Genomic DNA, 13,594 nt, shown 5'->3' on the forward strand with positions numbered 1-13,594 from the left:
CGGCGATGGAGACGCCGAGCTTGGCGGCGACCACCCGGCGAGGGTGCGGGCCGGTCTGGCGCAGCTCCTGGAGCCACTGCGGCGGGTCGGCCTGAAGCGCGCTGAGCTCCTCGCGGGAGACCACACCCTCCTGGAAGCCGGTCGGCGCCGCGTCGAGGTAGATCCCCAGCTTCTTGGCGGCGGTGGCCGGCTTCATGGTCTGGCTGGTCTTCTGCTTGAGCGATGTCATGGTGACAAGGGTAAGGGAGTGCGCGGGCGCTCCCGGTCACGGTCGGTAGCCTTGCCCTGTGACAGACATGCAGGTGAACCCGTCCTTCCGGCTCGCGTACGTCCCGGGCGTGACCCCCGGCAAATGGGTCCGGGTGTGGTCCGAGCGGCTCCCGGACGTGCGGCTCGACCTTCTCGCCGTCCCGGCCGGGGACGGCGAGGGGACGCTGCGCGAGGGCACCGCGGACGCCGGGCTCGTCCGGCTGCCCGTCGACCGGGACGTGCTCAGCGCGATCCCGCTCTACGCCGAGACCACCGTCGTGGTCTTCCCCAAGGACCACTGGCTCGCGGCCGCCGAGGAGGTCGCGCTCGGCGACCTCGCCGAGGAGGTGGTGTTCCACCCGCTCGACGACACCCTCGGCTGGCCGGGCGGGCTGCCCGGCCGCCCGGCGATCGAGCGCCCGGCCAGCACCGCCGACGCCATCGAGCTGGTCGCGGCCAACGTCGGCGTGCTGCTGGTGCCGCAGTCGCTGGCCCGGCTGCACCACCGCAAGGACCTCACCTTCCGGCCGGTCGCCGAGGCGCCGCAGTCCCAGGTGGCGCTCGCCTGGCCGGAGGACCGCACGACGGAGCTGGTCGAGGAGTTCATCGGCATCGTCCGGGGCCGCACGGTCAACAGCTCGCGCGGGCGCGGCGCCCAGCCGGCGGCCGAGCCCCAGAAGGCCGCGGCGCCGCGCAAGTCCCAGCCGCAGAAGGGCGGCCAGCAGAAGTCCGGCCAGCAGAAGTCCGGCCAGCAGAAGGGCCGGCCGAAGCCCGCGGCGGGCGGCCGGGGTGCGGCCGCGGCCAAGCGCGGCAAGCCGAAGCGCCGCTCGTAGGTCCTGTCCGGCCGGGGACCCGGGTTCGTCCGGGTGCTGGCCGGGGCCCGGCGGGGCGCGTACCGTCGGGCCCGGGCGCTGCCCGCCCCGTCCGGCCGAGGGGTTGAAGGAGCGGGGCCATGTGGCACGACCTGGTGATCGTCCAGATTCCGATCGTGGAGAAGATCCTCCGCACGATCGCGGTCTACGCGCTGATCCTGATCCTGTTCCGGATCGCGGGGAAGCGCGGGCTGGCGGGCCTGAACACCTTCGACATGGTGGTCATCTTCCTGCTGTCCAACGTGGTGCAGAACGCGATCATCGGCAATGACAACAGCCTGCTCGGCGGCGCCATCGGTGCGGTCACCCTGATCGCGGTGAACGCCGCCGTCACCCGCTGGCTGGCCCACGACCCGCGTGCCGCCCGGCTGTTGGAGGGCACCCCGACCACCGTGGTGCGCGACGGCAAGCTCGTCCCGGGCGCGCTGCGCGGGCTGGCGCTGCGCGCGTCCGAGATCGAGCACGCCGTCCGCGTCCAGAACGGCGACACGATCCGCGACGTCGCGGTCGGGCGGCTGGAGCCCGACGGCCAGCTGGTGATCACCCTCAAGCCCGCCGAGCAGAGCGCCACCCGCGGCGACGTCGAGGACCTGCACCGCCGGCTGGAGGCCATCGAGCGACTGCTCACCACCCTGGCGGCCGACCGGCGCGGCGAGGACTGACCCGGCGGCCACCCCAGAGGTCTGGGATGGGAACGGCCGCACCCGGCCCGGCAGGATTGGCGTAGACCACTTCCGTCCACACTCGCCGGGCCTCCGTCCGGCCGGAGGATCGAATGCTGCGCAGACTCTCCTGGATCCCGGCCCTGACGGCCGTCCTGCTCGCCCTGGTGGCCGGGCCGACGGCCGGGACGGCATCCGCCGCGACCGAACGCGAATTCCTCCAGGGCTACGGGCAGTTGGTGCCGCTGCCGGCCCCTGTGACGCCGGCGCAGCAGTGCGTCGAGCGGCGGCTGTTCCTGGACGCCGGCACGTACGCCTGGAGCTTCAGCACGCCGGGCGGCAACGTGCCGTCCCAGGACGTCCAGCTCTCCTCGGGCTGGTTCCGTTGGACGATCTGCGTGTACCCGCGGGCGTCCGTCTACGGCGCGACCACCTGGCTCGACCCGGAGACCCCCGGCCAGCCGCACCTGGAGCGGACCACCAGCTTCGACGTCACCTTCACCTACACCTACACGTGGGAGTCCATGCTCTACCGCTGGCAGGGCATCCCCCGCCCGCCGCGCACCATGTGACGCATCGTCAGGCGCGGCTCCCGTCCGCCGCCGGCGCGGGGCGGGAGCCCCGGTCACCAGGCCCGGCGGGCGAGGGTGGCCGTGAAGGGGCGGGGGGACAGCGAGGAGCTGCGGGCGGGGCGGACCGGGCGGCCGGGGGTGGGGGTGACGGTCCAGCGGGCCGCGATGGTGGCGATGGCGAGGGCGGCCTCGGTGGTGCCGAACACGTCGCCGATGCAGCGGCGGGCGCCGAGGCCGAAGGGGGCGTAGGTGCCGGGGGAGGGGCGGGTGATGGTGAGCCAGCGGTCGGGGTCGAAGCGGGCGGGGCAGGCGAAGACGTCGGCGCGGCGGTGCAGCAGGTACGGGCTGAACAGGATGGTCGCGCCGGCCGGGACGCGGTGGCCGCCGAGTTCGGCGTCGGCGGCGGCGACGCGGCTGAGGATCCACACCGGCGGGTAGAGCCGCAGCGTCTCGGTGACCACCCTGGCGGTGAGCGGCAGGGCGGGCAGGTCCTCGTGGCGGGCGGGGCGGCCGTCGAGCACGGTGTCCAGCTCGGCGTGCAGGCGGTCGCGGATGGCCGGGTGGGCGGCGAGCAGGGTCCAGGCCCAGGAGAGGGTGGCGGCGGTGGTCTCCATGCCGGCGAGCAGGAAGGTGACCACCTGGTCGTGGATCTCGGCGTCGGTGAGCCCCCGCCCGTCCTCGTCGCGGGCGCTGAGCAGCGTGGACAGCAGGTCGTTGTGGTCGGTGCCGGCGGCGCGGTAGTCGGCGAGCAGCCGCCGGGTGACCTCCTTCAGGTCCTGTTGGGCGCGGCGGAAGCGGCGGTTGCCCGGGGTGGGGATGCGGTCGGTGCCGGGCAGCGGCATCATGACGCGCCGGCCGACGCCGCGGGTGATGACGTCCATGCTGTCGTGGACGGGCAGCGAGCCGGCCCGCTCGTGGGCGGCGAACAGGCAGCGGGCGGTCACCGCGGTGGTGAGGCGGTACATCGCGGCGGGGACGTCGACCACGTCGCCGTCGCTCCAGGAGGCGGTGGTGCCGGCGATCTCCTCGGCCATCATCGCGGCGTAGCCGGGCAGCCGGTCGCGGTGGAACGCGGGTTGCAGCATGCGGCGTTGGCGCCGGTGCGCGGCGGCCGGGCAGGTGGCCAGGCCGTCGCCGAAGACCTCGCGGGCCTTGTCGAGGACGAGCCCGCCCTTGTCGTAGGTGCGGTCCTCGGTGAGCAGTTGGCGGACCAGCTCGGGGTGGCAGGCGACGTACGCGTCCAGCGGGCCGAGCCGCAGCCGGACGAGGTCGCCGTGGGCGGGCAGGCCGGCGACGAACTCCAGCGGCCGGCGGACGAACGCGGGGACGTGGCCGAGTAGGGGGAGGGCGCCGGGGGCGGTGGCCGAGGTGTACTGGGTGGGCACGGGCGTCACCTTGGGGTGGGGGGTGGACCGGATCGGTTCGTGATCCGGCCTTTCCCCGGGGCCGTCGGCGAAACGATCTCCGACCGGCGGGTGGGGTGAACGCGGGGGCGCATGCCGAACGCCCGTGCGCCGTCAGGGGCCGACGGCGGGAGCCGGGGGTGGGGTATCCCTCGGCGCAGCCCCGCGCCTACACTGCGAACTCTTGCGCGACTACCGGTCAGTAGGGATTGGGGAGTTCGGATGACCGACGAGCGGGCCCACGGGTTCACCGACGACGCCCTCGGCGCGCACGACGCCGTGGCCCTGGCCGCCCTCGTCCGCGCCGGCGAGGTGGCCCCCGCCGAACTGGCCGCGGCCGCCGCCGCCCGCGCCGCCCGGGTCGACCGGACGCTCACCCCCGTCGCCCACCCGTCCTACGACCGGCCCCGGCTCGGTCCGGACGGCACCGACGGCCCGCTGTACGGCGTCCCCACCTTCCTCAAGGACAACGTCGACCTGCGCGGCCTGCCGACCGGCATGGGCAGCGAGGCCTTCCAGGCCCGCCCGGCCCGGCGCAACTCCCGCTTCACCGACCAGTTCCTCGCCACCGGCCTGGCCGTCCTCGGCAAGACCCGGCTGCCTGAGTTCGGCCTCAACGCCTCCACCGAGTTCGCCACCGCCCAGCCGGTGCGCAACCCGTGGAAGCCCTCGCACTCGGCCGGCGCCTCCTCCGGCGGCTCGGCCGCGCTGGTCGCCGCCGGAGTGGTGCCGATCGCGCACGCCAACGACGGCGGCGGATCGATCCGCATCCCGGCCGCCTGCTGCGGACTGGTCGGACTCAAGCCCACCCGGGGCCGCCTGGTCACCAACGCCCAGGGCGGCAAACTGCCGATCGACCTCGTCACCGACGGCGTGCTCACCCGCTCCGTCCGCGACACCGCCGCCTTCTACGCCGCCGCCGAGCGCCACCACCGCAACCCGGCGCTGCCCCCGCTCGGACTGGTCGAAGGCCCGGGGCGGCGCCGGCTGCGGATCGGACTGGTCGTGGACTCGCCGCTCGCCGGCACCGACGAGCCCACCCGCACCGCCGTCGAGCAGACCGCCGCCCGGCTGGCCGCACTGGGCCACCACGTGGAGGAGACCACCCTGCCGTTCGGCGAGGAGTTCTCCCGCGACTTCGTCCTCTACTGGGGCTACATCGCCTTCGCCATCGCGGTCAGCGGCCGGCTGATGCTGGACCGCAGCTTCCGGATCAACCGGCTCGACGGCCTGACCACCGGGCTGCGCCGGCTCTACCAGCGGGAGTTCCTGCACACCCCGGCCGTGCTGCGCCGGCTGCGCGGCGCCGAAGCCGCGTACGCGGGCCTCTTCCGCACCCACGACGTGATCCTCTCGCCGGTCCTCGCGCACGCCGCCCCGCCGATCGGCCACCTCAGCCCGAACGTGGCCTTCGACGAGCTGATCGAGCGCCTCCAGCGCTACGTGGCCTTCACCCCGGTCAACAACGTGACCGGCGGCCCCGGCATCGCCCTGCCCACCGGCGCCGCGCCGAGCGGGCTGCCGATCGGCGTGCACCTCTCGGCCGCGCACGGGCAGGAGCGGCTGCTGCTGGAGCTGGCCTTCGAGCTGGAGGCGGACCGGCCCTGGCGGCGGATCCAGGACTGACCGGGCCTTCGGCGGGACTGGCCCGGCCTTCGACGGGGCGGATGCCCGAGCGGCCGCTCCAGGACCGGCCGGCCCCGGCCGGACCGGCCCTCAGGCGGGCACCACCGCCCGCGCCGCCTGCACCTCGCGGTGCAGCCGGCCCAGCGCGCAGTCGGGCCGGAGGTCGTCCGGCCCGGCCTCGGGCAGCGGCCCGCCGCTGCGCAGCGCCCCGGCCAGGTCGGACAGCTCCCGGACGACGGCGTCGACCTCGGCCGGGGACGGCGCCGGAGCGCCGTGCTCGACCCGGACCCGGGTGGCGGTCGTGGTGTCCACGATCCGCTCGACCGCGATCACCAGCGGCCACCAGGCCTCGGCCCGGGCCCCGACCGGCGGCGGTTCGGTGAGCGCCCGCTGGAACTCGCTGCGCACGGCGGACAGGTCCCGGTAGAGCCGCCGCCGGTACCGGGCGCGGGCCGGCTGGTCGGCCCCGGGCCCGGTGGTGAAGGCCAGCGAGACGTACGCGGCGGAGTCCGCGACGGCGTCGGCCAGCCGCTCCCCGATCCGGGTGTGCCAGGACTCCGGCCACAGCAGGTAGCCGGCCAGCAGCGCGATGCCGCAGCCGATCAGAGAGTCGTACAGCCGGGGCAGCACCAGGTGGAAGCCCCGGTGGTTGAGCAGGTCGGAGAGCAGCAGGATCACCGGGGTGATCGCCGCGGTCTGGAACGCGTACCCCTTCGCCGACAGCACCGGGATCAGGGCCGCCAGCGCCGCCATCACCGGCACGTCCCACCAGCCGTGCGGCACCTCGGCCAGCACCGGGATGGCGATCAGCAGCCCGGCGGCGGTGCCGAGCGCGCGCAGCACCGCCCGGGAGAACACCGAGCCGAAGTCGGGCTTCAGCACGAAGGTGACGGTCAGTGACACCCAGTACGAGCGGGGCACCGCGATCACCGACACCAGGATCTGGGCGAGGCCGATGCACAGGGCCAGCCGCAGCCCGTACCGCCAGGACGCGCCGGACAGCAGCAGCGCGTGGGCGGCCCGGCGGGTGCGGACCCGCAGCGCGGCGGGCCGGCCGAGCGGGTCGTCGTCGGCGTACGGGTCGGGTGCGGGCTCGTGCGCGACGGCCCGGGCGTGGCCGATCGCGGCGACCAGGGCGCGGGTGGACGGCCCGGCCGGATCGGGCAGTCCGGGCGGCGGGGTCGATCCGGAGCGGCCCCGCTCGACGGCCGCGGCCAGCTCGCGCACCGCCGCCGGGTAGGCGGGCGGCAGCGGACCGTACTCGCGCGGGCGCAGCTGCGCCGCCGAGGCGGCCTCCACCACCGGGATGGCGGCGTTGAGCTGGGCGAGCAGCCGGACCAGGGTGGGGGAGCGGCCGTGCCGGCGGGCCCGGCGGGCGAGCAGCAGGTCGTAGGACTGGTTCAGCGACTGGGTGAGCGCCTGCCGCGCGTCGTCGGCTCCGGGGGTGCCGGCGGCCTCCAGGAAGGCGGCGACCGACCGGTAGGTGCCGGCCACGGCGGAGCGCTCCGGCGCGCCGCCGCGCAGCGGCCAGGCGAGCAGGGTGAGGCCGAGCACCAACAGGCCGCCGAGCAGCAGCAGTCCGGGCGGCGCCCACCAGGGGGAGGGCAGCGGCAGTCCGGCGCCGACCACCGCGTTGAGCAGCAGGAGCAGTCCGGACACCGAGGCGACCGCGCCGATCGAGGAGATCATGCCGGAGACCAGGGCGACGGCGGTCAGCACGGCGACGGCCGTCCAGGCCGCACCGTACACCAGGGTGCCGAGCAGGACCCCGAGGGCGCCGAACAGCTGCGGCACGGCGATGTTGAACACCCGCATCCGGTAGGCGTCCGCGGTGTCCCCGATGACCCCGGACAGCGCGCCCATCGACACCAGCGCGCCGTACCCGGGCCGGCCGGTGGCCGTGCCGACCGCGAGCGGCGCGGCCAGCGCCACCGAGGCCCGGGCGGCGGCGGCCCAGGGGACCGGCGCGGCCTTGGGGCGCAGGCTCGCGGTCAGCCAGCCCGGCGGGGTGAGCCGGGTGGCGGCGGGGCGGTGTGCCATAGGCCCAACGTACGGCGCGAAGGACGGGGCGCAACGCTGGGGAACTCGTTTTGGTTCACGCCCGGGTATGTCAATTCTCGAAACATACTCCGGCTTATGTCACTCTCCGAAACATAAAGCGAACCCCAAGGGGCCATCTGAACTGCAGGGATTTCCCTATTGGTAACCAGCCGTCGAGGGTTGACACCATTAGTTGGTCTAGTCCAACGTATGAGGGGCGCGGTTCGGCCAGGGCTGAGGCAGGGTGAGGGGCCTTGCCGGACCGGCGAGTTGGCCCCCTGACGTGGCGAAACCTTGCGCGGCCGGGGCCCGGGCGAGGTGGAGCGCATGCGGACGGCATGCGGTCCGCGGACTGAATTCCACGCACGGCCGGTGACGGGCCGTCGGCTCGCCGTGCCCGCACTGTGCGTCCAGGAAGCGCTGCGTCGACTACGAACCATGGAGTGACTGCCCATGCCGAGCCCTGACGGATATCTGCACCGAGCCGCCTCGGCGCGCCCCTACTTCAGCGAGGACGGGGAGAGCTACCTCGCGCGCACGGCGCTGCGCGAAGTCCGCAAGGAGCGTCCGCTGCGGGTGCTCTCCGAGGAGGACTTCGCGTTCTGGCAGACCTACGGCTACATCGTGGTCAAGGAGGCCATCCCGGCCGAGGCCGCACGGCGCCTGCTCGACTTCGCCTGGGACTTCCAGGGCCTCTCGCCCGACCGCCCCGAGGACTGGTACCGCGAACGCGACCACCGCGACGAACTCGACCGGGAACTGCACATCTACGGCTTCGTCGAGGCCTACCACCACCAGCTGATCTGGGACAGCAGACAGGCCCGGCGGGTCTACGACGCCTTCGTCGACGTCTGGGACTGCGAGGAGCTCTGGGTCACCCTCGACCGGCTCAACCTCAACCCGCCGAACATCCGCAACCGCGACCGCGCGCTGATCGAGCCCACCGACCGGGGCTTCGACATCGAACTGCACTGGGACGTCGACACCACCCAGGGCATGCTGCCCCAGCGCGTCCAGGGCATCATCGCGCTCGACGACACCCGGCCCGACCACGGCGGCTTCCAGTGCAACCCGGAGCTGTTCCGCCGTTTCAACGAGTGGCAGGCCGCCCAGGCCGCCGACCGCGACCCGATCCGCCCGGACGTCGACCGCACCGAGTTCCCGGTGGTGCGGCCCGAGTTGAAGGCCGGCGACCTGCTGATCTGGAACGGCCTGCTCGCCCACGGCGTCGCCCGCAACACCTCCGAGAACGGCGTCCGCGCCGTGCAGTACCTGTCGATGATGCCCGCGCTGGAGGAGGCCGCGCAGCTGCGCCGCTCCCGGGTGGAGTCCTGGCGCACCCTCGCCACCCCGGACTGGAACCGCACCCTGGTCGGCGACGCGACCCGCCACGAGTCGCTGCGCTACGGGCCCGCCGAACTCACCGAACTCGGCGAGCGGTTGCTCGGCCTGCGCTCCTGGCACGGCCCGGAGTCCGCGGACGACCGGCCCGCCCCGCAGCCCGCCGAGTCCACGGGGGAGCCGGCATGCGCGCCGTCTGCCTGACCCTGCCCACCAACCGCGAGTGCGCGGCCACCATCGCGGCGATCGGCGCCGAAGCCGCTTACGCCGCACGGCGGTTCGGCGTCCGGGTGCACCTGCTGATCCTGGACTCCGCCGATCCGGCCACCTACCGGCGGCACGCCGAGGCCGTCGCCGCGCTGCCCGCCGCCGGGTCCGGCGCTGCGTCCGGCGTCGGCTCTGGTGCCGCTTTCGAGGCTGGGGAGGTGGTCGTCCACCACCTCGACGAGGCCGCCCAACGCGCCTTCCTGCGCGACGTGATCGAGCGCTCCGGCGCCGCCGGCCCCGACGGGCCGCTCGGCGACAAACTGCTCGACCTGATGCTCCCCGACGCCGTCTCCTACGGCGCCTGCACCAACCGGGCGTTCCTGCTCGCCGGTGCGCTCGGCTGCGCCTCCGTGCACCGCCGCGACTCCGACAGCGCGTACCAACTGCTCGACGGCGAAGCGGTGTTCCCGATCGAGCGCGAGCTCGCCACGCTCGGCCTCAAGGCGGCCGACGCGGCCGCCGCCGTCACCGAGGTCACCCTCGACCCGGTGCACGCCGACAAGCCCGTCGCCCTGGTCGGCGGCTCCTTCATCGGTGAACTCTCCGTCGACATCGGCGAGATCCGCGAACTCGACCCGGACGCCTACCACCAGGTCGTCGCGCTCTGGGCGCCCACCGGCGCGAGCGAGCAGGAACGCCGCGAACTCGTCGCCGACTCCTTCACCGGCGGCGGCACCGACCCGTTCCGCCACGACCGCGCCGTGCTCGACCTGCCCGACATCTGGCGGATCGACATGTGCAACGTCGCCCTCGACCACGAGGTCTACGACCGCGTCCCGCTGCCGCCCGCCACCGCCACCATCGGCAGCGACTACTTCCTGCTGCACCTCGTCCGCGACGCCACCCTGCCCGGCGTCGTCCACAACCGGCACATCGTCAACTACTACACCCCGGAACGTCGCACCGGCGCGGGCTTCACCGCCTACCAGCTGCGCTACGCCAAGTTCCTGCTCTCCATGCTCTACCTCTACCCGGTCTACTCCGAGATGGAGGCGGCCCGCGGGGCCCTCCTCGACGAGGCGCACCACATCCGCGCCGACGTCATCGCCGACTCCGCCCGCCGCAGCGCCGCGACGGACCGCGCGGAGAACCACCGACGGCTCGACGCGCTGGACCACTGCTACCGGCGACTCGGCGGTAAGTACGCCGAGTTCGCCGACCACCTGGCGCCCCAGCGGGCGCGTCTGCTCGACGAAGCGCAGGCGGACATCGAGGACTTCGCGCTGCTGATCGACGCGTGGGGTCCGCTCATGCGGGCGAGCAAGGCCACGCCCGCCGACCGGCTGCCGCGGTAGCCGCACCGGGAGCCATTCGTGATACGTCAGACCATCGCCCACCGCGCCCCGGCGCACCACACCACCGCCCACACCGGCGTCGCGCCCGACCCGGCCGCGCACGACCGGACGGCGCTCCGCGCCGCCCTCGCCGCCGCCACCGACGACCGGATCATCTACGACCTCGACGGCATCGAGCGCCAGTACACCGACCTGATCGGCGAACTTCCCGACGTCACCGTCCGGTTCGCCATGAAGGCCTGCCCGGTGGACGAGGTGCTCAGCCGCCTCGCCACCCTCGGCTCCGGCTTCGACGCGGCCAGCCCCCAGGAGATCGCCCAGGCCCTGCGCACCGGGGTGAGCCCCGACCGCATCCACTACGGCAACACCATCAAGTCCGACCGCAACATCGCCGAGGCCTACCGGCTGGGCGTGCGCGACTTCGCCACCGACAGCCTGGAGGACGTCGCCGCCATCGCCGAACACGCCCCCGGCTCCCGGGTGTTCTGCCGGGTCGCCACCTCGGGCGACGGCGCCCTGTGGGGCCTGAGCCGCAAGTTCGGCTGCTCGCCCGAGGACGCCCTGCGCGTCCTGGACGCCGCCCGCTCGGCCGGCCTCACCCCGTCCGGACTCTCCGTGCACGTCGGCTCCCAGCAGATGACCGCCGAAGCCTGGGGCGCCGCCGTGGACTCGCTCGCCGCCGTCCTGGAGGCGCTCAACTGGCGCGGCATCACCCCGCAGCGGATCAACCTCGGCGGCGGCCTGCCCGCCCTCGGCGTCCTGGACCGGCACGGCCGCCCGCTCGACCCGCCGCTGGACAAGATGTTCGCGGTCATCCGCGAGGGCATGGACCGGCTGCGCACCGTCAACGCCGCGCCGCTGGAGTTCCTGCTGGAACCCGGCCGGCACCTCGTCGCCGACCACGGCGCGATCCGCGCCCACGTCGCCCGGCTCTCCTCCCGGCACCAGCTCGACGGCACCCGCGAGGACTGGCTCTTCCTGAGCTGCGGCAAGTTCAACGGCCTGTACGAGATGGACGAGCTCCAGTACCGGCTCGAATTCCCCACCCACCCCGGCGGCCAGTTCGTCAACGCCGTCGTCGCCGGCCCGACCTGCGACAGCGACGACGCGTACGCCCAGGAGGACGGCCTGGTCCGCGTCCCGCGCGCGATCGCCTCCGGCGAACCGGTCTGGATCCACTCCTGCGGCGCCTACGCCACCGCCTACACCACCCAGGGGTTCAACGGCTTCGAGCCGCTGCCCTACACCTGCATCGGCGGAGCCGGCGGCCCGGACGGAGACAGCGGCAGATGACCGACCTGAGCATCCGGCTGCTCCAGGAGGAGGACTGGGACGGCGTCGTCGCGCTGGAGGAGCGCGCCTACGCCGCCAGCGGCCTGTCCGAAGGCCGCGAGGCGCTGCGCTCCCGCCACCGCGCCTCGCCCGACACCTGCTTCGTCCTGGAGCACGCCGGCGGCCTCGGCGGCTACCTGCTGGCCCTGCCCTACCCGCTGTTCCAGTGCCCCGACCTCAGCCGGGCCGAGGCCGGCGGCGTCCGCGCGACCAACATGCACCTCCACGACCTGGTCGTCGCCGAGGACCTGCGCGGCCGCGGCCTGGCCCACCGGATGCTGCGCGGCCTGGAGGAGACCGCCCGGGCCCGCGGCTACCGCACCATGTCCCTGGTCGCCGTCCGCGGCTCGCAGGTGGTGTGGGCCCCGCTGGGCTACCGCGCCCGCCCCGAGATCGGACTGCCCGGGAGCTACGGCCCCGAGGCGCTCTACATGGCGATGCTGCTGAGCCCGGCCGCCGCCCCGGCCACCATCGCCGTCGCCGTCCCGGCCCCGACCGCCGTCGCTGCCGTCGTGCAGTCGTTGTCCCCCTCCACCGACCCGTCCCTCGGGTTCCCACCCAGAGCCGAAGTGGGCTGATGCACATGTCCCCCGTTCGCGACGACTTCCGCCGGTCCCAACTGGCCATCGCCGCACTGTTCTTCCTGCTCGGATTCCAGTACGCGACCTGGGTCTCCCGGATCCCCGCGCTGAAGGCCCGGCTCGACCTCGGCGAGGCCCAGATCGGCCTGCTGCTGATGACCTGCGGGGTCGGCGCGGCGGTGTCCTTCCCGCTGGTCGCGGTGCTGATGCGGCGGTTCGGCTCCCGCCTGCTGTCCGTGCTCTCCGCGCTCGCCCTCGGCGTCGTCCTGGTCGCCCTGTCCGTGGTGCCCGACTACCCGCTCACCCTGCTGGTGCTGTTCTGCGACGGCGTCGCCGTGGGCTGCCTGAACGTCGCGATGAACGCCCAGGGCGCGGCGCTGGAAGCCCGCTACGCGCGGACCACCATGTCCCGCCTGCACGCCACCTTCAGCGCCGGCTCGCTGCTCGCCGCGCTGCTCGCCTCCGGCGTCACCGCCTTCACCGGCACGCTCGCCGTGCACTTCGGGCTCGCCGCCGCGCTGCTCGCGGTGCTGGTCGTGGTCGCCCGGCCCGGTCTGCTCACGGACGACGCGCCGGCCGCGGCGCAGGACGGGCCGGACCAGGAGCAACCGGACCAGGAGCAGGCGTCGGCCGCGAAGAAGGACCGCCGCCGCTTCGCCCTCCCGGCCGCGGCGACCCTCTGGATGGGCCTGGCGATGGTGTTCGGCACCGTCACCGAGGGCGCCATGAACGACTGGTCCGCGCTCTACCTCAAGGACGTCGTGAACGCCGGTGCCGGGCTCGCCCCGCTGGGCATCGCCGTCGTCTCGGTGATGATGGTGCTCGCCCGGATCTTCGCGGACGGCTGGCGCACCCGCTTCGGCGACGGCCGGATCGTGCGGACCGGCAGCCTGCTGGCCGGCGCCGGACTGGCCCTCGCCCTGCTCGTCGGCGGCGTCGTGCCGACCCTGATCGGCTTCGCCTGCGTCGGCCTCGGCGTCGCGGCGGTCACCCCGTGCGTCTACGTCGCCGCGGCCCGCCAGGGCTCGGACGCGCTCTCCCTGGTCGCCGCGATGGGCACCACCGGGCTGCTCGCCGGGCCCGCCGTGATCGGCTTCATCGCCGACGCCACCAGCCTGGTGTGGGGCATGGCCGCCGTCGCCGTCTCCGCCGCGGTCGTCTCGCTCTGCGCCACCCGGATCGGCTGGCCCGCCCCGGAGCCCCACCCCGAGCCCCTCGACGGCCGACTCGCCCCGGACGCCGGCTAGCTCCCCCCGCAGACCTCGCCCGGGCCCCCCCCCCCCCCCCCGCGCGCGGGGGCGGGGGGGCCGCGGTCCGGGGGGCGCGGGGTGCCGGGTGGTGTGCCGGGGACCCC

At 74.5% G+C, this 13,594-nt stretch carries 12 protein-coding genes; 9 read left to right on the forward strand and 3 right to left on the reverse strand.

Annotation, left to right across the window (positions count from 1 at the left end; translation table 11 throughout):
- Positions 1–229: DUF5997 family protein (locus ACFV6I_RS29610; protein ID WP_380428592.1), on the reverse strand; the 229-nt coding region annotated here is incomplete at its 3' end.
- Positions 230–287: 58 nt separating this feature from the next.
- On the opposite strand from ACFV6I_RS29610, the gene ACFV6I_RS29615 reads away from it, so the two are divergent.
- The 3 genes from ACFV6I_RS29615 to ACFV6I_RS29625 all read left to right on the forward strand — a co-directional run bounded on the left by ACFV6I_RS29615 (position 288) and on the right by ACFV6I_RS29625 (position 2,355).
- Positions 288–1,082, forward strand: a complete 795-nt coding sequence (locus tag ACFV6I_RS29615; protein WP_380428594.1) for a LysR family substrate-binding domain-containing protein — start codon at positions 288–290, stop codon at positions 1,080–1,082.
- A gap of 119 nt (positions 1,083–1,201) precedes the next feature.
- Entirely contained in the window at positions 1,202–1,783 is a 582-nt protein-coding gene (locus ACFV6I_RS29620) for a DUF421 domain-containing protein (RefSeq protein ID WP_063350392.1), read from the forward strand.
- 113 nt (positions 1,784–1,896) lie between these two features.
- Positions 1,897–2,355 (forward strand): hypothetical protein, encoded by a 459-nt coding sequence (locus ACFV6I_RS29625; protein WP_380428595.1) that lies wholly within the window; start codon positions 1,897–1,899, stop codon positions 2,353–2,355.
- A 53-nt stretch (positions 2,356–2,408) separates the two neighbouring features.
- Here ACFV6I_RS29625 and ACFV6I_RS29630 read toward each other — a convergent pair whose 3' ends face one another.
- Positions 2,409–3,740 (reverse strand): cytochrome P450, encoded by a 1,332-nt coding sequence (locus ACFV6I_RS29630; RefSeq protein ID WP_380428597.1) that lies wholly within the window; start codon positions 3,738–3,740, stop codon positions 2,409–2,411.
- 240 nt (positions 3,741–3,980) lie between these two features.
- On the opposite strand from ACFV6I_RS29630, the gene ACFV6I_RS29635 reads away from it, so the two are divergent.
- The gene (locus ACFV6I_RS29635; protein WP_380371846.1) at positions 3,981–5,384 is read left to right on the forward strand and encodes an amidase; all 1,404 of its coding nucleotides are present in this window, start codon (positions 3,981–3,983) and stop codon (positions 5,382–5,384) included.
- A gap of 90 nt (positions 5,385–5,474) precedes the next feature.
- On the opposite strand, the gene ACFV6I_RS29640 is transcribed toward ACFV6I_RS29635, so the two are convergent.
- Positions 5,475–7,424, reverse strand: coding sequence for an FUSC family protein (locus ACFV6I_RS29640; RefSeq protein ID WP_380428599.1), 1,950 nt, complete (start codon positions 7,422–7,424; stop codon positions 5,475–5,477).
- A 453-nt stretch (positions 7,425–7,877) separates the two neighbouring features.
- Here ACFV6I_RS29640 and ACFV6I_RS29645 point away from each other — a divergent pair, with 453 nt between their 5' ends.
- From ACFV6I_RS29645 to ACFV6I_RS29665, 5 genes are all read left to right on the forward strand, one after another.
- Positions 7,878–8,969, forward strand: a complete 1,092-nt coding sequence (locus ACFV6I_RS29645) for a phytanoyl-CoA dioxygenase family protein (RefSeq protein WP_380428601.1) — start codon at positions 7,878–7,880, stop codon at positions 8,967–8,969.
- Positions 8,951–10,327, forward strand: a complete 1,377-nt coding sequence (locus tag ACFV6I_RS29650; RefSeq protein ID WP_380428603.1) for a DUF6271 family protein — start codon at positions 8,951–8,953, stop codon at positions 10,325–10,327. Before ACFV6I_RS29645 ends, ACFV6I_RS29650 begins: the two co-directional genes overlap by 19 nt.
- A 150-nt stretch (positions 10,328–10,477) precedes the next feature.
- Positions 10,478–11,620 carry a type III PLP-dependent enzyme gene (locus ACFV6I_RS29655; RefSeq protein ID WP_380428608.1) on the forward strand — a complete coding sequence of 381 codons (1,143 nt, stop codon included), beginning with the start codon at positions 10,478–10,480 and terminating at the stop codon, positions 11,618–11,620.
- The gene (locus ACFV6I_RS29660; protein ID WP_380428605.1) at positions 11,617–12,237 is read left to right on the forward strand and encodes a GNAT family N-acetyltransferase; all 621 of its coding nucleotides are present in this window, start codon (positions 11,617–11,619) and stop codon (positions 12,235–12,237) included. The genes ACFV6I_RS29655 and ACFV6I_RS29660 overlap by 4 nt, the downstream gene beginning before the upstream one ends.
- Positions 12,237–13,487 carry an MFS transporter gene (locus ACFV6I_RS29665; RefSeq protein WP_380428606.1) on the forward strand — a complete coding sequence of 417 codons (1,251 nt, stop codon included), beginning with the start codon at positions 12,237–12,239 and terminating at the stop codon, positions 13,485–13,487. Before ACFV6I_RS29660 ends, ACFV6I_RS29665 begins: the two co-directional genes overlap by 1 nt.
- Positions 13,488–13,594 lie beyond the last annotated feature (107 nt).

Source organism: Kitasatospora sp. NPDC059803, from assembly GCF_042732255.1.
In the GTDB taxonomy this organism is placed as follows: Bacteria; Actinomycetota; Actinomycetes; order Streptomycetales; family Streptomycetaceae; genus Kitasatospora.